This window comes from Brucella cytisi, from assembly GCF_038433355.1.
Lineage (GTDB): Bacteria > Pseudomonadota > Alphaproteobacteria > Rhizobiales > Rhizobiaceae > Brucella > Brucella cytisi.
The window spans coordinates 65802-86919 of sequence record NZ_JBCAUP010000015.1; the positions used below are offsets into that span (position 1 = coordinate 65802).

Below are 21118 nucleotides of genomic sequence, written 5' to 3' on the forward strand. Positions count from 1 at the left end.
GCCAACCTTGTTTCTGCTGCTCGAATAGAACTATTTTTCGTTCAATAGCCCTTTCGTCAGCGCAATTCACCTCAATTCGTAAGAATAGTGCTTTTCGTCCCGCGAACAACCAGCCGGTAACCTATCGCTGGCAAACTGTCCGTCCATCCAGAATGAACGACCGGCTTGATTATGACAACGAACAGCGAATTTCTGATCCCTGCCCGCGCCGATCTCGCGGCGGCGCGTGAAGAATGGTTGAAGACGCTGAAGGATGCGCGCCGCCTGTCGGAAAACACACTCGAAGCCTATGAGCGCGACACACGTCAGTTCCTCAATTTTCTGACTGGGCATCTGGGCGAACCGCCATCGCTGAAAGATGTTGGCAATCTACGGATCGCCGACCTGCGTTCGTTTCTGGCCAGCCGTCGCAATGAAGGCGTCGGTGCCCGCACGCTGGGCCGCGGGCTTGCTGGCGTGCGCTCGCTTTTACGCCATCTGGAAAAACGTGGCCTGGCCAATGCGGCAGGCGCAAGCGCCATGCGCGCGCCACGCCAGCCGAAATCATTGCCGAAACCATTGACCGCCGAAGACGCCCGGCGCGTGGTTGCAGCCGATGGGCAAATGGCGGAGGAACCATGGATTGCCGCGCGCAACGCAGCCGTCCTGACCTTGCTCTACGGTTGCGGCTTGCGCATTTCGGAAGCGCTCGGCCTGATGGGTGATGCGCTGTCCGACAGCACTGCCCGTTCGATCACCATTACGGGCAAGGGCAACAAAGCGCGTCTCGTCCCGCTCCTGCCCATCGTGCATCGCGCCGTTGCGCAATATCGAACGCTTTGTCCGTTCGACCTTTCCGCCGACAAACCGCTTTTTCGTGGCGCCAAGGGCGGCGTGCTGCATGCTGCGATCATCCAGCGTGAAATGCAGAAACTGCGTGCTGGTCTCGGCCTACCCGACAGCGCGACGCCGCATGCGCTGCGCCATTCCTTCGCCACCCATCTTCTGGGGCGAGGCGGTGATCTCAGGACCATCCAGGAGCTGCTTGGCCATGCAAGCCTCTCGACCACGCAGGTCTATACCGGCGTGGATACCGAGCGGCTGCTGGAAGTCTATGACAAGGCGCATCCGCGCGCTTGAGAAGTCGCTGGCATCGGAAAAAACTGCCCCTATATTACTCTCATGAAAAAGCTGCTTCTCGTTCTTCTCTATGCCTGTCTGGCAGGCACTGCCTCGGCTCGCGCCGACGATGCACCTGCTGCTTGCGCCGTGCACGGCATCAATCTCATTGACGGGTTGGAGGCAAAAGACCCGGCAAGTTGGCAGGAAATACAGCGCGAAGCCGATGCTGTACCCAATCGCAAAGGGCTTCTCTGGAAAATCGATAAAGACGGCGTCGAACCGTCCTATCTTTTCGGCACGATCCATCTTTCCGATCCGCGTGTTTTGACATTGCCGAAAGCCGTCGACGAGGCCTATTATTCAGCAAGCACTGTCGTCATCGAAACGACGGATATTCTGGACCCGAAGGCTTTCCTGCGTCTCAAGCTCGAACAGCCCGACCTGCTGCTTTTCACCGATGGAAGCACACTGAAGTCGCATATTCCGCCCGAGCGGCGCGAGGAGATCGAACAGAAGCTTGCAGAACGCGGTATCGTTCTCGACGCGGTTGCAAAAATGAAGCCGTGGGTGCTGACCAGCCTGCTCGCACTTCCAAAATGCGAGAGGGAGCGCAAAAACGATGGCGAGAGATCGCTTGATGAACGGCTGGCTCTCGACGCACAGGCCGAGGGCCGCAATGTTTCGGGCCTGGAAAGTGCGGCAGAACAACTGGTCGCGATGAACCGGATGCCGCTCGACTTCCATCTCCGCAATCTGGTGGCTACCGTCGACTATGGCGACAAGGTCGAGGATGCCATGGAGACCACGACCGCGCTCTACCTCAAGGGCGAGATTGGCATGATCATGCCGTCGCTCCGAAAGATCGTTCCCGACAGTCTTTCCGAAGCAGACTATGAACTATTTCTAAAATATCTCATTTCCGACCGTAATCAGGTCATGGCGGATCGTGCCGTTCCGATCATCGATAAGGGAAATGCCTTTATTGCCGTCGGCGCCCTGCATCTGCCGGGCAAGGAAGGAATAATTGAACTGTTACGCGCAAAAGGCTATCGGGTGAGCCCACTATAAAACCTCTAAGCTAGAATATTGCTAGTCGGCTTTCAGATCGGTGATGCTGTTTTCAATGGCCGTTATATTGAGCTCGAGTTCGGCAATCTGTCTCAGTATCGATTTTCCCGGAAGCGCTTCTTCCCGTGCCGCTTCATCGAGAAGCTTGAACTGTTCATCGCGCAGAAGCGAAGAGAGCTTTTCAAAGCGCTCAATGGTTTTCAGGTTCTCTTTCGACGGCATTATGTCATTCCTCAAATTTCGGCGTGGTTTACGATCGCTCTCAACGATCCGACCTCATCAATGATTTCCAGTGATAAAGCCAAGATGGCCAGTTGATCGACCATAGTCCCTATTACCGGATCGCTTCCGTGATTGAATATACATATCAATGTGCAGTTTCGCTTGGGTTAATAGAATCCTCGCCTAATTGCATTGTACAGCTATTAATTTATAGCTCTTCTTATATTAGATTTCTTGGAACTAAGCGCTCTTTCTCGCATTGATATACACCGGGTTTGTTATCGCAACGCATTTCAACACACATTTGAGGCGGTCGGAGCACAGATTGGCCCATGTATGACCGCAAATGCCCGGCCAACCATCATTTCCCAAACGTCGCTTCGATGACGAAAGGGACCATTGGAGGAGCCCGTTATGGTTGATCCCCTTGATCCACGAAATAGCGACCCGCGCACAACTTCCGATCCGCGCCTGTCAGACCCTTCCGGAATGCCGCCACCTCCGCCCCCGCGCGGCGGAAGTGGCTATCTGCTTGGTGCAGTGCTTCTGGCAGCGATCATTATCCTCGCTTACTTCTTCTACCGGAATGGCAGTGGAACGGATACTGCGGCTCCACCTCCCCCGCCGCCGACGACACAGAATGAGCCTGCCACACCGGCTCCAGCCCGACCGGCACAAAATTAAGCATTAACGAAAAAAGGCCCGCATCAGCGGGCCTTTTTATAATCATATGGTTGCAGCCAATTACATATGGATCGGCTTGGCGAAGGTCGCCAGAGCGGATTCGCGCACAGCTTCCGACATGGTCGGGTGGGCATGGCAGGTGCGCGCAAGATCTTCCGACGAGCCACCAAACTCCATCAGAACAGCCAGTTCGTGGATCATTTCACCGGCATTATAGCCGAGGATATGAGCGCCCAGAACGCGGTCCGTTGCCTTGTCAGCAAGGATTTTCACGAAGCCGTCGGTGTGCTGCATGGCGCGTGCACGACCATTGGCCGTGAACGGGAACTTGCCAACCTTGTAGTCGATACCGGCAGCTTTCAGCTCTTCTTCGGTCTTGCCGACCGAAGCGACTTCCGGCTGCGTGTAGACGACGCTCGGAATGACATCGAAATTCACGTGACCGGCCTGACCGGCAATGATTTCGGTAACTGCAATGCCTTCGTCTTCGGCCTTGTGCGCCAGCATCGGACCCTGCACCACGTCGCCGATGGCATAGATGCCTTCGACATTGGTGCGCCAATGGTCATCGATTGCAACACGGCCGCGATCATCGACATTCACACCCGCTTCCTGAAGGCCAAGACCATCTGTGTAAGGACGACGACCGGTCGCGATCAGAACTGCATCAGCTTCAAGCGTTTCAGCCGCGCCACCCTTCACCGGTTCGAAGGTCACCTTCGCGCCCCCTGAATTGGCCTTGCCGGCTTTCTCGACGCCCGTAACCCTTGCGCCGAGCTTGAAGGCAATGCCCTGCTTTTCGAGCAGGCGCTGGAACTGCTTCGACACTTCGCCATCCATAGGCCCGAGCACCTTGTCGAGATACTCGACGACCGTGACCTTCGCACCAAGACGCGCCCAGACGGAACCAAGCTCCAGACCGATCACACCGCCGCCGACAACGATCAGACTGCCCGGAACCTTGTCGAAGGAAAGCGCGCCAGTCGAGGAAACGATGACCTTCTCGTCAATATCGACCTTGACGCCCGGAATGCCCGCAACATCGGAACCGGTGGCAATGATGATGTTCTTTGCTTCGATTTCCTCGACCTTGCCGTCTTCAGTGGTCACGGAAACCTTGCCCTTGCCAACGATCTTGCCAGCGCCGATGAAGGCCGTGATCTTGTTCTTCTTGAACAGGAATTCAACGCCCGTGACATTGGCCTTTACGGTCGTGTCCTTGTGCGCCAGCATCTTTCCCAGATTGAGCTTCGGCGTTACTTCCACGCCGAGCGTGTCGAAGGAGTGACCGGCTTCAGCAAAAACTTCCGACGCATGCAGAAGTGCCTTGGAGGGAATGCAGCCGATATTCAGGCAGGTGCCACCGAAGGTCTTGCGCTTCTCCACAACAGCAACGGAAAGACCAAGCTGTGCAGCCTTGATCGCGGCGACATAACCGCCGGGGCCTGTACCGATGACAACCACATCGTATGACATTGAACTATCCTTCTTCAGTCTGTCCTGAACGTTTTTCGAACGCCCCGTTCATCTGGGCCCGTTCTCTCATTCGAAATTATTCACATGCAACCGGTGCCTACAGGGTGCCGGCTATTCCTCGTCTGGTGAACATCCCTGAAAGCGGAATGCTTCCCACTGAAGCGGCTTTTCAGGTTTCGCCGCTCCAAAATCATAACCATCCAGCGCCGTCACCAGATCAGGCAGCAGGATTGCCTGCGCCGCCGGTTCTTCCGCCTTGGGCAGGACATCGGCTTCCGCGCCTTCCTTTAGCGCATAGATGACGCTCTGCCAGATACTGCAATCGTCGAGATCTTCCGGATTGGAACCATCGCCCTTGCAGTTGAAGGTCAGCAACGCATAGGGACGTGCCACGCCTTCTTCCGGCCAGATCACCATGCCGCTCAGCTTGAACTCGGGCTTGTCATTGGCCGTAATGGTGAACTCGTTCGTCGGCGCCGGTGACATTTTCAGGTCGTTCGGCTGCTCCGGGCGGAAGGTCAGCGTATAAGCATCGTCGCGATCGCGATAAATCGCCCGATTCTGGGTGCAGGCCGCCTGAACCGCAGTTGAGAACACGGTGAGCGCAAGCACCGAAACGGCGGCGGTCCTGAAAAGCTTGTTTGCAGCGTGCATCTGTCGGTTCTCCCTGAATGTTCCGGTTGAGTGTTTCCGGCAGCGAATCGAGGTTCAGCAAAACTGAACCTGTTGCTTCTTACATAGCCTTTTCGGTGGCAAGTTTAAGTCCCAGCGCGATGAAGACAACACCGCTGGCCCGATCAATCCATTTCGAGGCGCGCGCGAAGGCCGCTCGCATCTTCGGCGTCGTCATGAAAAGACTGACGCCGACAAACCAGGAGATGAGCGCAGTCGCCATTACGACACCGTAACCGAGCTTCACCTCGGTCGGCGTATGGGCATGAACGACCGTCGAGAAAATCGACAGAAAGAAGAACACAGCCTTTGGGTTCAGCGCATTGGCGGCAAAGCCGAGGCCGAATGCCTTGGCAAAGCTCTGCTGCTTGCGCGGTTCCTTCGGCGTTGCGTCCACGTCGATCTTTGTGGTTCCGGCCCGCAGCGCCTTGATGCCGATATAGACCAGATAGGCCACACCGCACCATTTGACGATATTGAACAGATAGATCGACTTGGAAATGATGAGCCCGAGGCCCAAAACCGTGTAAGTCACATGCATCATCAGGGCGGCGCCAATGCCGAAGCTCGTGATGATCGCCTCGCGGCGGCCATGCAGCAGCGATTGCCGGATGACCATGGCGAGATCGGCGCCGGGGGAAACAATGGCAAAGACGAAAATCGCCATCAGGGATGCAAGTTCGAACAGATAGGGATGCATCGTGTTTCCTTCATTGCGCGTGTTTCACGCGCAGGCTGTCATCACAGAACCAAAGCCAGAAGCATGATACCGAGCCCCACCAGACTAATGAGCCAGACGAAGGAACGGAAATAGGGAATGCCCGCCAGATAAAGCGGGATATAGACGATGCGGCCGAAAAACCAGAGCCACGCGCCGACAATTCCCCATCCGGACGGATCGCCTTTCAGCACGAGCGCCAGCGCCAGACCGATGAAAGCCGGATAGGTCTCACGGAAATTGGCAGAGGCTCGCTCCGCGCGACTGGCAAATTTGCCGGAGGGTTTCAAACCCTCGTCGCGCGGACCGGCATTCCATCGAGAGCCGAGTTCCTTCGTCGCCGCAAAGCCCTGCAGGAGGATATAAACCACCAGCAGGACAACGCTCAAGCCGACCAACGGCAGAAACGGAGATGCGGAGAAGACGCCCGGCTCCATCATTCGCCCTTAGAGATCGAGAACCAGACGTTCCGGATCTTCCAGGCTTTCCTTGACGCGCACGAGGAAGGTCACGGCTTCCTTGCCGTCCACGATACGGTGATCGTAGGACAGGGCAAGATACATCATCGGACGGATCACGATCTGACCGCCAACGACAACCGGACGTTCCTGGATCTTGTGCATGCCAAGGATACCCGACTGCGGAGCGTTCAGGATCGGTGAGGACATCAGCGAACCGTACACGCCGCCATTGGTGATGGTGAACGTGCCGCCCTGCATGTCAGCGACCGAAAGCGTACCGTCGCGTGCTGCCTTGGCAAGACGTCCCAGTTCCTTTTCAACGCCTGCAATCGAAAGCTGGTCGGCGTCACGGATGACCGGAACCACAAGGCCCTTGTCCGTGCCGACGGCCATGCCGACATGGGCGAAGTTCTTGTAGATGATGTCCGTGCCGTCGATCTCGGCGTTAACAGCCGGGATTTCCTTCAGCGCATGGGTCACGGCCTTGGTGAAGAAGCCCATGAAGCCGAGCTTCACGCCATGCTTCTTCTCGAAGACGTCCTTGTACTTGGTGCGCAGTTCCATGACCGCAGACATGTCGACTTCGTTATAGGTCGTCAGCATGGCGGCGGTGTTCTGCGCATCCTTCAGACGCTTGGCAATCGTCTGGCGCAGACGGGTCATCTTCACGCGTTCTTCGCGCGATGCGTCGTCAGCCGACGATGCCGGACGGGCAGCGGCCGGTGCGGCCGGAGCCGGAGCAGCGGAAACGCTCCCCGAAACACCCTTGGCGATCGCGTCGAGCACGTCGCCCTTCAGCACCTGACCGCGCTTGCCGGAACCGTCCACCTGATCGGCGGAGAGGTTATTTTCAGCAAGCAGCTTGGAGGCAGCCGGGGCAGGCTGCATAGCCGGGCCCGACGAAGCCGAAGCGACAGGTGCTGCTGCCGGTGCGGCAGCAGGCTTGGCTTCTTCCTTCTTCGCAGCAGGAGCCGCAGCGACGGCAGCGCCATCGGTGGAAATCTGGCCGAGAAGCGCATTGACCTCGACAGTGTCGCCTTCCTTGGCCGTGATTTCAGCCAGCACACCAGCAGCAGCAGCCGGAACTTCTACTGTCACCTTGTCGGTTTCCAGTTCCACCAGCGGTTCATCGATGGCGATGGCGTCGCCGACCTTCTTGAACCATTTTCCGATGGTTGCCTCAGTAACGGACTCCCCAAGCGTGGGAACGCGAATTTCGGTGGCCATGGTTTCTTCTTCCGTTGATCTTCAAACTTTAGATTTTGTGTTCAGTTCAGGTTGGAGCAGTTCCGAAAAACTGCTCCAGAACTCTAAGGCGGATCAGTTACCGAGCGCATCCTCAAGGAAAGCGGCGAGCTGCGCAAGATGCTTCGACATCAGACCCGTTGCAGGCGATGCTGCCGCCGGACGGCCTGCATAACGCACGCGCTGATGCTTGGCGTCGATATGAGCCAGCACCCATTCCAGATACGGGTCGATGAACGACCATGCGCCCATGTTCTTCGGCTCTTCCTGACACCAGACCATTTCCGCATGGCGGAAGCGTGACAGCTCATTGATGAGTGCCTTGGCCGGGAACGGATAAAGCTGTTCGACACGCAGCAGGTAGACGTCATCGATGCCGCGCATTTCACGCTCTTCGTAAAGGTCGTAATAAACCTTGCCCGAGCAGAGAACAACACGACGGATCTTTGCATCCTTCTGGAGCTTGATACCTTCGTCCTTGTTGTACTGAGCATCGTCCCACAGCAGACGGTGGAACGAGGATTCGCCCGACAGTTCGTTGAGGGTCGAAACGGCACGCTTGTGGCGCAGCAGCGACTTCGGCGTCATCATGATGAGCGGCTTGCGGAAGTCGCGCTTCATCTGGCGGCGCAGAATGTGGAAGTAGTTAGCCGGCGTCGTAACGTTGGCCACCTGCATGTTGTCTTCCGCACACATCTGCAACCAGCGTTCCAGACGAGCCGAGGAGTGTTCTGGACCCTGACCTTCATAGCCGTGCGGCAGAAGGCAGACGAGACCGGACATGCGCAGCCACTTGCGTTCGCCCGACGAGATGAACTGGTCGAACACGACCTGTGCACCATTTGCGAAATCGCCGAACTGGGCTTCCCACAGAACCAGAGCGCGCGGGTCGGACAGCGAATAGCCGTATTCGTAGCCGAGCACCGCTTCTTCCGAGAGCATCGAGTTGATGGCCTCGTAGATCGCCTGCCCCTTCTGGATATTGTTGAGCGGGATGTAGCGGTTCTGGGTTTCCTGATCGTAGAGAACCGTGTGACGCTGCGAGAAGGTGCCGCGTTCGACGTCCTGACCGGACAGGCGGATCGGGCTGCCTTCAGCAACCAGCGAGCCGAATGCCAGCGATTCAGCCGTCGCCCAATCAATCCCTTCGCCCGTTTCCATCATCTTGGCACGGTTGTCGAGGAAGCGCTGGATCGTGCGATGGACGTGGAAGTCCTTCGGTACTTCAACCAGCTTCTTGCCGATTTCCTTGAGCGTCTTCATCGGCACGGCAGTCTTGCCGCGACGCTGTTCGTCGGCATTGTCGGCGGTGCGCAGGCCAGCCCAAGCGCCGTCCAGCCAGTCGGCCTTGTTCGGCTTGTAGCTCTGTCCGGCGTCGAATTCGGTTTCCAGATTTTCGCGCCACTGCGCTTTCATCTGGTCGATTTCTTCCTGCTTGATCAGTCCTTCAGCAATCAGCTTGTCGCTGTAGAGCTGAACCGTGGTCTTGTGTGCACGGATCGCCTTGTACATCAACGGCTGGGTGAAAGACGGTTCGTCACCTTCGTTGTGACCGAAGCGGCGATAGCAGAACATGTCTATGACCACCGGCTTGTGGAAGGTCATGCGGAATTCGGTTGCTACCTTGGCGGCAAACACCACGGCTTCCGGATCGTCGCCATTGACGTGGAAGATCGGCGCTTCGATCATCTTCGCCACATCCGACGGATAAGGCGACGAACGCGAGAAGGCCGGATTGGTGGTGAAACCGATCTGGTTGTTGATGATGAAGTGAACCGTACCGGCGACGCGGTGGCCCTTCAGGCCCGAAAGGCCGAGGCACTCGGCCACGACACCCTGACCGGCAAAGGCAGCATCGCCATGCAGGAGCAGCGGCAAAACCTTGGCGCGCGTTGCAAGCGGAACCATGTCGTCACGGGTGCGACCAGCCAGCAGGTCTTGCTTGGCACGGGCCTTGCCCATCACGACCGGGTTGACGATTTCGAGGTGCGACGGGTTGGCGGTCAGCGACAGGTGGACCTTGTTGCCGTCGAATTCACGGTCCGACGAAGCGCCCAGATGGTACTTCACGTCGCCCGAGCCTTCCACGTCGTCCGGTGCATAGGAGCCGCCCTTGAACTCGTGGAAAATAGCGCGATGCGGCTTGCCCATGACCTGGCTAAGCACGTTCAGACGGCCACGGTGGGCCATGCCGAAGATGATTTCCTTGACGCCCATGGCGCCGCCGCGCTTGACGATCTGTTCCAGCGCAGGGATCAGCGATTCACCGCCATCCAGGCCGAAACGCTTGGTGCCCTTGTATTTGACGTCGATGAACTGCTCGAAGCCTTCCGCTTCGATCAGCTTCGACAGGATGGCCTTCTTGCCTTCCGGCGTGAAAGCAACCTTTTTATCCGGACCTTCGATACGTTCCTGAATCCAGGCTTTTTCAGCTGGATCGGAGATATGCATGAATTCGACGCCGATCGTACCGCAGTAGGTACGCTTCAGAATGTCGAGCATTTCCGGCACGGTCGCATATTCGAGGCCGAGCACGTTGTCGATGAAAATCTTGCGGTTGTAGTCGGCAGGCGTGAAACCGTAGTTTTCCGGCTCCAGCTCGTTATAGTCGTTCGGCGTCTCGGAGAGACCGAGCGGATCGAGATTGGCGTGCAGATGGCCACGCATGCGGTAGGCGCGGATCATCATGATGGCGCGAACGCTGTCGCGTGCAGCCTGTGTGATCTCTTCGCTGGTAAGAGCCGCGCCGGTAGCACCCTTCGCTTCGCCCTTTGCAGCCTTGCCTTTCAGCTTGTCGGTGACGTGCTTTTCAACTTCAGCCCAGTTGCCATCGAGCGCGGAAATCAGTTCGCCATTGGCTGCAATCGGCCAGTTCTTCCTGGTCCAGGACGCGCCTTCAGCGTTTTTCTTCACATCGTCGGCATTGTCGCCCAGCTTCGCGAAGAAATCGCGCCACTGCGGATCGACCGAATTCGGATCGTCCTCATACTTGGCGTACAGCTCCTCAATATAGTCGGCATTGCCGCCATAGAGGAATGAGGTAAGGGCGAAAACGTCGTTGGCTTGTTCTTGCCTTGCCATAGCCTATCCGGAGCAGCGCTCCGTCTCCTTGTCAGTGGCTCATCTTGCGCGGGCCGGAAGTTCGAAACTTCATCCCTCACGCCGCCGGGGAGGAACCGCTACAGACCCCGGCATGACTAAACTCTACGCGTCGGAACGGATATCCGTCCCTCTAAGCCGGATCACATGACCCGTTGTTATGCTAAACCCGGCAGCGGCTTTCGCCGCCGCCGGGATATTCAGACCGATACGCGATCTCAGCCCTTGAGGACTTCGACCAGCGTCTTGCCGAGCTGCGCCGGCGACGGCGACACGCGAATGCCGGCCGATTCCATGGCAGCAATCTTGTCTTCCGCGCCGCCCTTGCCGCCGGAGATCACGGCGCCGGCATGGCCCATGGTGCGTCCGGCAGGAGCCGTACGGCCAGCGATGAAGCCGACCATCGGCTTCTTGCGACCGCGCTTGGCTTCGTCCTTGAGGAACTGGGCCGCGTCTTCTTCAGCCGAACCGCCGATTTCACCGATCATGACGATCGACTTGGTTTCGTCGTCGGCCAGGAACATTTCCAGCACGTCGATGAACTCGGTGCCCTTGACCGGATCGCCGCCGATACCGACAGCGGTGGTCTGACCGAGGCCCTCGTTCGAGGTCTGGAACACTGCTTCATAGGTAAGCGTGCCGGAGCGGGAAACAACACCCACCGAACCCTTCTTGAAGATATTGCCCGGCATGATGCCGATCTTGCATTCTTCAGGGGTCAGGATGCCTGGGCAGTTTGGTCCGAGCAGGCGCGACTTCGAGCGCTCCAGACGCTCCTTGACGCGAACCATGTCCATGACCGGAATGCCTTCGGTGATGCAGACGATGAACGGGATTTCAGCTTCGATGGCTTCGATGATGGCATCGGCAGCACCTGCTGGCGGAACGTAGATCACCGATGCGTCTGCACCTGTGCGTTCCTTGGCTTCGGCAACGGTTGCGAAGATCGGAAGCTTTTCACCCTTCTGACCTTCCCAGGTTTCGCCACCCTTCTTCGGATGGATACCGCCGACCATCTGCGTGCCGTAGTAGGCAAGCGCCTGTTCAGTGTGGAAGGTGCCGGTCTTGCCGGTCAGGCCCTGTACGAGAACCTTGGTGTCCTTGTTGACGAGAATGGACATGCCTTAATTCCCCTTCACTGCAGCGACGATCTTCTGCGCCGCATCGTCGAGATCGTCGGCCGAAATGACGTTCAGGCCGCTCTCGTTGATGATCTTCTTGCCGAGTTCGACATTGGTGCCTTCGAGACGGACAACCAGAGGAACCTTGAGGCCGACTTCCTTGACCGCAGCGATCACGCCTTCGGCAATGACGTCGCACTTCATGATGCCACCGAAGATGTTGACCAGAATGCCCTGGACAGCCGGATCAGCGGTGATGATCTTGAACGCAGCCGTCACCTTCTCCTTGGAAGCGCCGCCACCAACGTCGAGGAAGTTGGCAGGTTCTGCACCGTAGAGCTTGATGATGTCCATCGTCGCCATGGCAAGGCCTGCGCCGTTGACCATGCAGCCGATATTGCCGTCGAGAGCGACGTAAGCGAGATCGTACTTGGAAGCTTCGATCTCTTTTTCGTCTTCTTCCGACAGATCGCGTAGTTCCTGAATGTCAGGATGACGGAACAGAGCATTGCCGTCGAACGATACCTTGGCGTCGAGAACGCGCACGCGGCCATCGGTCATGACGATCAGCGGGTTGATCTCGAGAAGGCTCATGTCCTTTTCGGTGAAGGCCTTGTAGAGGATCGGGAACAGCTTGACGCCGTCTTCGCGAGCCTGACCTTCAAGCTTCAGCGCGTCGGCGAGCTTGCTGGCGTCTTCGTCCGTTACGCCCTTGGCCGGATCGATGGCGACAGTCACGATCTTTTCAGGGGTTTCTTCGGCAACGGCTTCGATGTCCATGCCACCTTCGGTCGAAACGACGAAAGCCGGACGACCAACGGTGCGGTCGATCAGGATCGAGAGATAAAGCTCGCGAGCGATGTCGGCGCCGTCTTCGATGTAAAGACGGTTGACCTGCTTGCCGGCAGGGCCGGTCTGCTTGGTGACGAGCGTGTTGCCGAGCATTTCCTTCGCATTGGCAACCACTTCCTCAACCGACTTGGCGAGGCGCACGCCGCCCTTTGCATCGGCTGGCAGTTCCTTGAACTTGCCCTTGCCGCGTCCACCAGCATGGATCTGGCTCTTGACGACATAAAGCGGTCCGGGAAGCGTCTTTGCCCATTCTTCCGCCTGTTCGACGGAATAGACAGCCACACCATTGGCGATCGGTGCGCCGTAGGTGTGAAGCAGGCGCTTGGCCTGGTATTCGTGAATATTCATCTGGTTGTCCTCTACGGATTCCCGACCGATTCAGCGAGCCGGTACGGCCCGAATCTTCGACCGATAATTGACAGCCGGAAAAGGCCGGAGCCGCACAAATGCGACAACCCGGCCTTGTCTGGAATTTTACTTCAGAGACGGAGCGATGCCGATGCAGGCTTCGCAAAGACCGGCGACCGAAGCCACCGACTTGTCGAATTCAGCCTTTTCGTTCTTGTCGAGATCAATTTCAATGATGCGCTCGACGCCATTGGCACCGATCACGGTCGGCACGCCGACATACATGTCCTTGACACCGTACTGGCCCGTAAGCTGGGCAGCAACCGGCAGGACGCGCTTCTTGTCCTTGAGGTAGGATTCAGCCATCTGGATGGCCGATGCAGCCGGAGCGTAGAAAGCCGAGCCGGTCTTGAGCAGGCCGACGATTTCCGCGCCGCCGTCACGGGTGCGCTGGATGATCTTGTCGAGCTTGTCCTGGCTGGTCCAGCCCATCTTGACGAGATCAGGGAGCGGGATGCCTGCGACGGTTGAGTAACGGGCCAGCGGAACCATGCTGTCGCCGTGGCCGCCCAGCACGAAAGCCGTGACGTCTTCAACCGAAACGTTGAACTCTTCCGAGAGGAAATAACGGAAGCGGGCGCTGTCGAGAACGCCAGCCATGCCGACAACCTTGTGCGCCGGAAGACCGGAGAACTTCTGCAGCGCCCAGACCATGGCGTCCAGCGGGTTGGTGATGCAGATGACGAAAGCTTCAGGGGCGTATTTCTTGATGCCTGCGCCAACCTGTTCCATCACCTTGAGGTTGATGCCCAGAAGGTCGTCGCGGCTCATGCCCGGCTTGCGCGGCACGCCTGCGGTCACGATGACAACGTCTGCGCCTTCAATTGCTGCGTAGTCGTTGGCGCCGGTGTATTTCGCATCAAAACCGTCAACCGGAGAAGATTCGGCGATATCCAGCCCCTTACCCTGCGGGATGCCTTCCGCAATGTCGAAAAGGACGACGTCGCCGAGTTCCTTCAGACCGGCCAGATGAGCGAGCGTGCCGCCGATCATGCCGGAGCCGATGAGGGCAATCTTGTTGCGTGCCATGATTGTTTCTTTCCTCACTTTTGATCCAGAGACGCATCAAGCCATCCGGAATCCTCGCCGGAAACGCTCAAGCGTTGGAACTGCGAGATAGGACTCTTTGGCGATAAACTCAACTCATTATTTTGCGACTAATGTTTTCAATCGGTTAGAATTAATGGTTCTTACGTAAACGTAAGATAATTTGTCAATATCAAGGCAAAACCACCCTCTCCTACCGCCGCGAACCATCCCCGGCGAAGCGGTGAAGGAGCGACTGGCAAGCTGCCAATTCCAACAACGTTGTGCACCGGTTCAAAACCGGCCCCGATTTAAAACTGATGCCGTATCAGAAGTCCGGCGCGAACGCGCCACCGCCTTCCGCATGAATTGCGTGAGCAACATAGCCCACCGGGCTTATAAGTCCAGTCTGTGGCAGTCTGATGATGATAGCGGGAAGGGTCGACTTCAACCGGCCTTGCCGGGTGGCTCCGCCAGATAGCCCGCGCTCTGCATCTCGAAAAGACGGGAAGCGGTACGATCGAACTCGAAGGCCTCCGTGCCCTTGCTGGCGAGATAGAGCTTTTCCGGTTCGGCTTCAGCCGAAATGAACACCCGCGCGTGGTGATCGTAGAGTACGTCGACCAGTAGAATGAAGCGCTTGGCCTCGTTGCGGCGTGAATAGTCCAACACCGGAACATCATCGATGAACAAGGTCGGATAGTGCTTCACGATGGCGATATAGTCCGAGGCACCAAGCGGCTTCGAACAGAGCGCATCGAAAGTGAAGCGCGCCGCACCATGCACGGCACGGGCGACCTCGATGTCGCGCCCCTTGATGCGGATGACATCCGGCTTTTCATGCGCACCGTCCTTTTGCGCCAACCAGGCCGCATCCATGCGCTTGGTCGTCTCAGAACCCAGCGGTGACAGATAGACCGGCTGGCGGTCGAGCTTTTCGAGGCGGTAATCGGTGCGCGAATCGAGATTGATCACATCGACATACTGCTTGAGAATATCGATGAAGGGCAGGAAAAGCTGCCGGTTCAGTCCGTCGCGATAAAGATTGTCCGGCGCAACGTTGGACGTCGCCACCAACACCACTCCACGCGCGAACAAGGCACTGAACAGGCGCGACAGGATCATCGCATCGGCAATATCCGTCACGGTGAATTCGTCGAAACACAGCACCCACGCGTGTTGGCTCAAGGCATCGGCGACCGGCGGGATCGGATCGTCCTGCTTGGTTTCGCCACGCTTCAACGCCTGACGATGCGCATAGATGCGCTCGTGCACATCGGCCATAAAATCATTGAAATGCGCGCGACGTTTACGCTCGACGGGCAAAAGCGAAAAGAACATGTCCATCAGCATGGTCTTGCCGCGCCCGACCTCGCCGTGCACGTAAAGCCCCTTGATGACGCTCGTTGCCTCCTTGCGCTTGCCGAACAGCCAGCCGAGCGCGCTCGACTTGCGTGACAGGCGTTTGGTACAGATTTCCTCGATCAGCCGGTCATAACGGACGGTGAGTTCGAGTTGAGCAGGATCGGCTTCCACATCACCCGCCACGACCATCGCATCGTAATGTTCGCGGACGGAGGGGAAGGCTTTCAGATTACCGTCGAAAGACATGATTGCTTCCGTTCAACCTTTCAATTGCAAAAACGGCGGACCATCTCGCGATGATCCGCCTGTCTTTAAGCGAAAGAATGTCTTAGCGCGAAAGCGACACGGCCTGCCCGCCTGAAGTCTGTCCGTCGAAGCGGCTCTGTCCCGAAGAATAGAGCGACGCGACGGTGCCGCCATTCGCATCATAGAGAACGAGCTGCTTGCCGTTGACGGCCCAGGAAGCGAGATTGCCGAGTTCGCCCGGGCAACGCAGCGGACCAGCGCGATAGCCCTGACCATACTTGGTCTGCGGCGTCGCGATCTTGCAGCTCTGGCCGCCAAGCGATGCGTTCCAGACACCGGCGACGGAGCCCGGCGTCAGATCGGGCGCGGATGCCGGCGGCAGGCTTGCAACCTGTGTGCCGGGTTGTGCATTCGGGTCCGTGGTCGGAGCCGTCGGGAACTGCGAAGCATTAGGAGAATTAAGGTTGCCCTTCTGCACTGAGCCTGCTGGAGCCGCATTCACGGGCGGCGGTGGCGGTGGTGGCGAAACCGTATCGAGATTGCCGAACCGGGAGCTCTGGCACCCGGCCAGGACAATGCCAGCCGCCGCGAGGCTGAGCAGACTTGCTTTCGAAATTCCCATCTGGTTCTCCATTTCCGCATTTCTCATCAGGGGTGGGGATGCCCCGGACTTCCTACCGAAGCCCTGCAATGTGACAATATTGGACCGATAAAATGGCTATATGGTTAAAAAAGCAACACCGGCACCTGTCATTTTTACCCCTCAAACCCTTCAAGAATGCTTGAAACCGCATAATAATCTTGAAACTGGGACAGGAAGGCCACAGTTTCTCCGATATTGGCGCCTGTCCTGCACGAACATCCGAGCCGCAACTTTTCGCAATCTGTCGCGGGTACTGGCAATTTGCGGGCTTTTCCGCCATATAGACGCTAATTGTCCCATAGGCTTTATCGACCAAAGCCACAGGAAAACGGAACCACGATAGATATGGCCACCAAGGCAGCCTTCGCCAAGATGAACGGGCTCGGCAATCAGATCATCGTTGCCGACATGCGCGGTCGCGCGGACCGGATAACGCCTGAAGCTGCGATCCGTCTTGCAGGCGACAGCGAAACCGCCTTCGATCAGATCATGGCGATCCACGATCCGCGCACGGCGGGAACCGACAACTATATTGCGATCATCAATTGCGACGGCACGGAAGCCCAGGCTTGCGGCAACGGCACACGCTGCGTCGTTCAGGCGCTGGCCGCCGAGACCGGTCGGCAGGCCTTTACTTTTGAGACCCGCGCCGGAATTCTGACGGCGACCGAACACGAAGACGGCCTGATTTCAGTCGATATGGGCAAGCCGCGCTTCGATTGGCAGGACATTCCGCTTGCCGAGGAATTTCGCGATACGCGCATGATCGAACTGCAGGTCGGCCCCATCGACGCGCCGGTTCTGCATTCGCCGTCGGTAGCATCCATGGGCAACCCGCACGCAATCTTCTGGGTCGACCGTGATGTATGGTCCTATGAGCTGGAAAAATTCGGACCGCTTCTGGAACATCATCCGATCTTTCCGGAGCGCGCCAATATCTCCGTGGCCCATGTCACCTCGCCCGAGACAATCGATCTGCGCACGTGGGAGCGCGGTGCAGGTCTGACCCTCGCCTGTGGTTCCGCCGCCTGCGCCGCCGCCGTATCGGCAGTACGCACGCGCCGCACCGGGCGCACAGTCACCGTCAATGTTCCCGGTGGCCCGCTCAGGATCGAATGGCGCGACGACGATCATGTCATGATGACCGGCCCCGCCGAATGGGAATTTTCAGGCACTTTCGATCCTGCAACCGGCGAATGGAGCCGCGACGCCCAGAATGACAAGCCAACTGACAGGGGTGCAGCCTGATGTCGGTGGAAGTCGTAACATTCGGATGCCGTCTCAACACCTATGAATCAGAGGTGATGAAACGCGAAGCCGATGCCGCCGGACTTAGCGAATTAAAGGATGGCGCGATCATCTTCAACACCTGCGCTGTGACGGCGGAAGCAGTGCGACAGGCGCGTCAGGCGATCCGCAAGGCACGCCGTGAAAACCCGGAAGCGCGCATCATCGTCACCGGCTGCGCCGCACAGACCGAAGCGGACAATTTTGCCGCCATGGACGAAGTCGACCTCATTCTTGGCAATGAGGAAAAACTGAAATCCAATTCCTACCGGATGCTGCCGGATTTCGGCGTCAACCAGTTCGAGAAGGTCCGCGTCAACGACATTATGGAAGTGCGTGAAACCGCAAGTCACATGGTCGATGCCATCGAAGGTCGGGCACGCGCATTCGTGCAGGTGCAGAATGGCTGCGATCATCGCTGCACCTTCTGCATCATTCCCTATGGTCGCGGTAATTCCCGCTCCGTTCCGATGGGCGCGGTGGTGGATCAGGTCAAGCGCCTTGTCGGCAACGGTTATGCCGAAGTGGTGCTGACCGGCGTGGACATGACCTCCTACGGTCCCGATCTTCCGGGAAGCCTACGTCTCGGCAAGCTGGTGAAGACTGTTCTCAACCAAGTGCCGGATTTGCGGCGCCTGCGTCTTTCCTCCATCGATTCCATCGAAGCCGATGACGATCTGATGGATGCGATTGCCAATGAAAAGCGCCTGATGCCGCATCTGCATCTGTCGCTACAGGCGGGCGACGACATGATCCTGAAGCGCATGAAGCGCCGCCACTTACGCGACGATTCGATCCGCTTCTGCGAAACAGTACGTGGGCTTCGTCCTGACATCGTCTTCGGCGCGGACATCATCGCCGGTTTCCCCACCGAAACCGAAGACATGTTCCGGAATTCGCTGAAGATCGTCGAGGAATGCGGACTGTCCCACCTACACGTCTTCCCCTACAGCGCACGCGAAGGCACCCCCGCCGCCCGTATGCCGCAGGTGCGGCGCGAAATCGTCAAGGAACGTGCGGCACGCCTGCGCGCGGAAGGCGACCGCGCTTATGAAAAACACCTCGGCGCGCTGAACGGCACCTTGCAGCGCCTCCTTGTCGAGAAGGAAGGTATTGCGCGCACCGAAGGCTTTACTCTGGCATCGGTGGACAGCGGTGCACCGGGCGAAATCATCGAACGTATCGTGACAGGCCATGACGGTGAAAAACTCCTCACCCGTCAGGCAGAGCCGCAAGCGGCTTAAAGCTTAAGGGCATCAGATTTCATGGCAATGGGTTTCATCAAGAAAATGTTCTCCTTCGGCAAGAAGGAGGTCGAAGAAAAACCAGTCGAACAACCGGCTCCCGATGCCGTGGAAACGGCTTTAGAAACGCAACTTCCTGAAACCGTCGAAGCGCCCAAAAAAATCGAAACAGCCGTCGTTGAAGTGGTCATTTCCGAACCGGAAGTGCCATTGAGCGCCAGCGAGCCTGAGCCGATTGAAGCGCCTGCGTCTGAAACGGTTGAGGAAGAAAAGATTGAACCGGAGCATCCGGTTGCCGAGATCGAAATCCCGATTGAACAGCCTCCGGTGATGGAACCAATCGCGGTCGAAGCACCTACGCCAGAACCTGCTATTGAACCCGTTGTTGAGCCTGTTGTCGAGCCCGAGGCGGAACCCGCTGTCGAACTCGAACAGCCCGAAGTCGCAAAAGCTCCTGATGCACCTGTGGTAAAGGAAGCGGTCGAACCCGCACCTCAGCCGGAACCAGTGAAGCCCAAGAAGGTCAAAGTCGCCAAGGCCGTCGAGGAACATAAGGAAGAAGCGCCGGTTGAGGCAGCGCCTCAGCCAAAGCTGTCCTGGTTCGAGCGTCTGCGTCGCGGCCTGCTCCGTTCATCGAATTCATTGAGCGAATCCATCGGCGGCATTTTCACCAAGCGCAAGCTCGATGATGACACGCTGCAGGATCTCGAAGACGTACTGATCCAGGCTGATCTCGGGCTTGAAACCGCCATGCGCGTGACCGATGCGCTTGCCTCGGGTCGCTACGGCAAGGACGTGACGGGCGAGGAAGTGCGCACCATCATGGGCGCGGAAATCGAAAAGGTTCTAGGCCCGGTGGCAAAGCCGCTGGAGCTTGACCTGTCACACAAGCCGCATGTCGTCCTCGTGGTCGGCGTCAACGGCACCGGCAAGACCACCACCATCGGCAAGCTTGCCGCAAAGCTTACCGCAGGTGGCCTCAAGGTCATGCTGGCGGCAGGCGACACATTCCGCGCAGCAGCCATCGAGCAGTTGCACATCTGGGGCGAACGCACCGGTTCGCCGGTCGTGTCCTCCAAGCTCGGCGCCGATGCGGCAGGGCTTGCCTATGATGCATGGGAAAAGGCCAAGGAAGCCGGCAGCGACGTCCTCATCATCGATACTGCAGGACGGTTGCAGAACAAGGCTGAACTGATGGACGAGCTTGCAAAAATCGTGCGCGTGCTGGGCAAGCATGATCCGGAAGCGCCGCATACGGTACTGCAGACACTTGATGCCACCACCGGCCAGAATGCCCTTAATCAGGTCGAAATCTTCAAGAATATTGCCGGTGTCAACGGTCTGGTCATGACCAAGCTTGACGGCACGGCACGGGGCGGCATTCTTGTCGCCATCTCGGCCAAGCATAAACTGCCGATCTATTTCATCGGCGTCGGCGAAGGTGTCGACGATCTGGAACCCTTTGCGGCCAAGGATTTTGCCCGCGCCATCGCAGGAGTTGCCTGATGGAGCATCCCGTTTTCGAACGCGATCCGTCACAGAAAAGCGAAGCCGAACGCCGGGAAGTCCCGCCGCTGCTCAAGCTTGCGCTGGAGCTGGGGCCGCTTCTTGTCTTCTTCTTTGCCAATGCGCGTGGCGAAATGCTGATCGAGCGTTTTCCGGTGCTGGCGTCCATCGGCGCACCGATCTTTCTCGCAACGGCGCTATTCATGGGCGCAACCGTAATCGCGCTCGCCATTTCATGGACAATGACGCGCACCCTGCCCATCATGCCGCTTGTCTCCGGCATTGTCGTATTGGTGTTCGGAGCACTGACGCTCTGGCTGCACAACGACACCTTCATCAAGATGAAGCCCACCATCGTCAACACGCTGTTTGGTGCGATCCTGCTCGGCGGGCTCTTCTTCGGCAAGTCCCTGCTCGGCTATGTGTTTGATTCAGCCTTCCGTCTCGATGCCGAAGGCTGGCGAAAACTGACGCTGCGCTGGGGGCTGTTCTTCATCTTCCTCGCCGTGGTCAACGAGGTTGTCTGGCGGAATTTCACGACCGATGCCTGGGTATCGTTCAAGGTGTGGGGCATTATGCCCATCACCATTGTCTTCACGCTTTTACAGATGCCGCTTATCCAGAAGCATTCACTGACGGAAGATAACAAAACCGCGTCGTAACGGGAGGACGGA

Annotated in this window: 19 protein-coding genes; 7 read left to right on the forward strand and 12 right to left on the reverse strand. The window is 57.8% G+C overall.

The genetic code is table 11. The annotated features are described in order from the left end of the window. Positions 1-171 precede the first annotated feature (171 nt). Complete coding sequence (locus tag AAE521_RS15760) at positions 172-1119, forward strand: tyrosine recombinase XerC (protein ID WP_012091138.1); 948 nt, start codon at positions 172-174, stop codon at positions 1117-1119. A 42-nt stretch (positions 1120-1161) separates the two neighbouring features. Beyond that, a complete protein-coding gene (locus AAE521_RS15765; protein ID WP_342061794.1) occupies positions 1162-2169 on the forward strand; it encodes a TraB/GumN family protein in 1008 nt (335 codons plus the stop codon). A gap of 21 nt (positions 2170-2190) precedes the next feature. On the opposite strand, the gene AAE521_RS15770 is transcribed toward AAE521_RS15765, so the two are convergent. Further along, positions 2191-2391 (reverse strand): hypothetical protein, encoded by a 201-nt coding sequence (locus tag AAE521_RS15770; RefSeq protein WP_010657585.1) that lies wholly within the window; start codon positions 2389-2391, stop codon positions 2191-2193. 414 nt (positions 2392-2805) lie between these two features. Between AAE521_RS15770 and AAE521_RS15775 the strand changes: the two genes are divergently transcribed. Next, positions 2806-3075, forward strand: a complete 270-nt coding sequence (locus AAE521_RS15775; protein WP_342061795.1) for a hypothetical protein — start codon at positions 2806-2808, stop codon at positions 3073-3075. A 60-nt stretch (positions 3076-3135) separates the two neighbouring features. Here the strand turns inward: AAE521_RS15775 and lpdA are convergent, their stop codons facing one another. The 11 genes from lpdA to AAE521_RS15830 form a co-directional block, all read right to left on the reverse strand. Next, positions 3136-4551, reverse strand: coding sequence for a dihydrolipoyl dehydrogenase (lpdA, locus tag AAE521_RS15780; RefSeq protein ID WP_342061796.1), 1416 nt, complete (start codon positions 4549-4551; stop codon positions 3136-3138). A 111-nt stretch (positions 4552-4662) separates the two neighbouring features. Continuing rightward, a complete protein-coding gene (locus tag AAE521_RS15785) occupies positions 4663-5205 on the reverse strand; it encodes a hypothetical protein (protein WP_012091133.1) in 543 nt (180 codons plus the stop codon). A gap of 79 nt (positions 5206-5284) precedes the next feature. Beyond that, on the reverse strand, positions 5285-5923 hold the full coding sequence (locus AAE521_RS15790) for a LysE family translocator (protein ID WP_342061797.1): 639 nt from the start codon (positions 5921-5923) through the stop codon (positions 5285-5287). Positions 5924-5964: 41 nt separating this feature from the next. Beyond that, entirely contained in the window at positions 5965-6378 is a 414-nt protein-coding gene (locus AAE521_RS15795) for an MAPEG family protein (RefSeq protein WP_342061829.1), read from the reverse strand. A 9-nt stretch (positions 6379-6387) separates the two neighbouring features. Next, positions 6388-7629: a 2-oxoglutarate dehydrogenase complex dihydrolipoyllysine-residue succinyltransferase gene (odhB, locus tag AAE521_RS15800; RefSeq protein ID WP_071632627.1), complete on the reverse strand. Its 1242-nt coding sequence runs from the start codon at positions 7627-7629 to the stop codon at positions 6388-6390. Positions 7630-7722: 93 nt separating this feature from the next. After that, positions 7723-10728: a 2-oxoglutarate dehydrogenase E1 component gene (locus tag AAE521_RS15805; RefSeq protein WP_342061798.1), complete on the reverse strand. Its 3006-nt coding sequence runs from the start codon at positions 10726-10728 to the stop codon at positions 7723-7725. A gap of 236 nt (positions 10729-10964) precedes the next feature. After that, the gene (gene sucD / locus AAE521_RS15810; RefSeq protein WP_010657593.1) at positions 10965-11867 is read right to left on the reverse strand and encodes a succinate--CoA ligase subunit alpha; all 903 of its coding nucleotides are present in this window, start codon (positions 11865-11867) and stop codon (positions 10965-10967) included. A 3-nt stretch (positions 11868-11870) separates the two neighbouring features. Continuing rightward, complete coding sequence (sucC, locus tag AAE521_RS15815) at positions 11871-13067, reverse strand: ADP-forming succinate--CoA ligase subunit beta (protein WP_342061799.1); 1197 nt, start codon at positions 13065-13067, stop codon at positions 11871-11873. Between the two features lie 126 nt (positions 13068-13193). Next, positions 13194-14156, reverse strand: a complete 963-nt coding sequence (gene mdh / locus AAE521_RS15820) for a malate dehydrogenase (protein ID WP_010657595.1) — start codon at positions 14154-14156, stop codon at positions 13194-13196. A 444-nt stretch (positions 14157-14600) separates the two neighbouring features. Further along, a complete protein-coding gene (zapE, locus tag AAE521_RS15825) occupies positions 14601-15764 on the reverse strand; it encodes a cell division protein ZapE (RefSeq protein WP_342061800.1) in 1164 nt (387 codons plus the stop codon). Between the two features lie 82 nt (positions 15765-15846). Then, positions 15847-16386 (reverse strand): protease inhibitor Inh/omp19 family protein, encoded by a 540-nt coding sequence (locus AAE521_RS15830; RefSeq protein WP_010657597.1) that lies wholly within the window; start codon positions 16384-16386, stop codon positions 15847-15849. 366 nt (positions 16387-16752) lie between these two features. Here AAE521_RS15830 and dapF point away from each other — a divergent pair, with 366 nt between their 5' ends. From dapF to AAE521_RS15850, 4 genes are read left to right on the forward strand one after another with little or no spacing between them, the layout of a single operon-like run. Next, positions 16753-17655, forward strand: coding sequence for a diaminopimelate epimerase (dapF, locus tag AAE521_RS15835; protein WP_342061801.1), 903 nt, complete (start codon positions 16753-16755; stop codon positions 17653-17655). Further along, complete coding sequence (gene mtaB / locus AAE521_RS15840) at positions 17655-18938, forward strand: tRNA (N(6)-L-threonylcarbamoyladenosine(37)-C(2))-methylthiotransferase MtaB (RefSeq protein WP_342061802.1); 1284 nt, start codon at positions 17655-17657, stop codon at positions 18936-18938. Before dapF ends, mtaB begins: the two co-directional genes overlap by 1 nt. Before the next feature lie 21 nt (positions 18939-18959). Next, entirely contained in the window at positions 18960-20444 is a 1485-nt protein-coding gene (gene ftsY, locus AAE521_RS15845; RefSeq protein WP_342061803.1) for a signal recognition particle-docking protein FtsY, read from the forward strand. Then, a complete protein-coding gene (locus AAE521_RS15850) occupies positions 20444-21106 on the forward strand; it encodes a septation protein A (protein ID WP_010657601.1) in 663 nt (220 codons plus the stop codon). The genes ftsY and AAE521_RS15850 overlap by 1 nt, the downstream gene beginning before the upstream one ends. Positions 21107-21118: the final 12 nt, after the last annotated feature.

Bases quoted from the DNA above. Each gene is read 5' to 3' on its own strand.
- AAE521_RS15760 (WP_012091138.1), top strand. From the start codon at position 172: ATGACAACGAACAGCGAATTTCTGATCCCTGCCCGCGCCGATCTCGCG.
- AAE521_RS15765 (WP_342061794.1), top strand. From the start codon at position 1,162: ATGAAAAAGCTGCTTCTCGTTCTTCTCTATGCCTGTCTGGCAGGCACT.
- AAE521_RS15770 (WP_010657585.1), bottom strand. From the start codon at position 2,391: ATGCCGTCGAAAGAGAACCTGAAAACCATTGAGCGCTTTGAAAAGCTC.
- AAE521_RS15775 (WP_342061795.1), top strand. From the start codon at position 2,806: ATGGTTGATCCCCTTGATCCACGAAATAGCGACCCGCGCACAACTTCC.
- lpdA (WP_342061796.1), bottom strand. From the start codon at position 4,551: ATGTCATACGATGTGGTTGTCATCGGTACAGGCCCCGGCGGTTATGTC.
- AAE521_RS15785 (WP_012091133.1), bottom strand. From the start codon at position 5,205: ATGCACGCTGCAAACAAGCTTTTCAGGACCGCCGCCGTTTCGGTGCTT.
- AAE521_RS15790 (WP_342061797.1), bottom strand. From the start codon at position 5,923: ATGCATCCCTATCTGTTCGAACTTGCATCCCTGATGGCGATTTTCGTC.
- AAE521_RS15795 (WP_342061829.1), bottom strand. From the start codon at position 6,378: ATGGAGCCGGGCGTCTTCTCCGCATCTCCGTTTCTGCCGTTGGTCGGC.
- odhB (WP_071632627.1), bottom strand. From the start codon at position 7,629: ATGGCCACCGAAATTCGCGTTCCCACGCTTGGGGAGTCCGTTACTGAG.
- AAE521_RS15805 (WP_342061798.1), bottom strand. From the start codon at position 10,728: ATGGCAAGGCAAGAACAAGCCAACGACGTTTTCGCCCTTACCTCATTC.
- sucD (WP_010657593.1), bottom strand. From the start codon at position 11,867: ATGTCCATTCTCGTCAACAAGGACACCAAGGTTCTCGTACAGGGCCTG.
- sucC (WP_342061799.1), bottom strand. From the start codon at position 13,067: ATGAATATTCACGAATACCAGGCCAAGCGCCTGCTTCACACCTACGGC.
- mdh (WP_010657595.1), bottom strand. From the start codon at position 14,156: ATGGCACGCAACAAGATTGCCCTCATCGGCTCCGGCATGATCGGCGGC.
- zapE (WP_342061800.1), bottom strand. From the start codon at position 15,764: ATGTCTTTCGACGGTAATCTGAAAGCCTTCCCCTCCGTCCGCGAACAT.
- AAE521_RS15830 (WP_010657597.1), bottom strand. From the start codon at position 16,386: ATGGGAATTTCGAAAGCAAGTCTGCTCAGCCTCGCGGCGGCTGGCATT.
- dapF (WP_342061801.1), top strand. From the start codon at position 16,753: ATGGCCACCAAGGCAGCCTTCGCCAAGATGAACGGGCTCGGCAATCAG.
- mtaB (WP_342061802.1), top strand. From the start codon at position 17,655: ATGTCGGTGGAAGTCGTAACATTCGGATGCCGTCTCAACACCTATGAA.
- ftsY (WP_342061803.1), top strand. From the start codon at position 18,960: ATGGCAATGGGTTTCATCAAGAAAATGTTCTCCTTCGGCAAGAAGGAG.
- AAE521_RS15850 (WP_010657601.1), top strand. From the start codon at position 20,444: ATGGAGCATCCCGTTTTCGAACGCGATCCGTCACAGAAAAGCGAAGCC.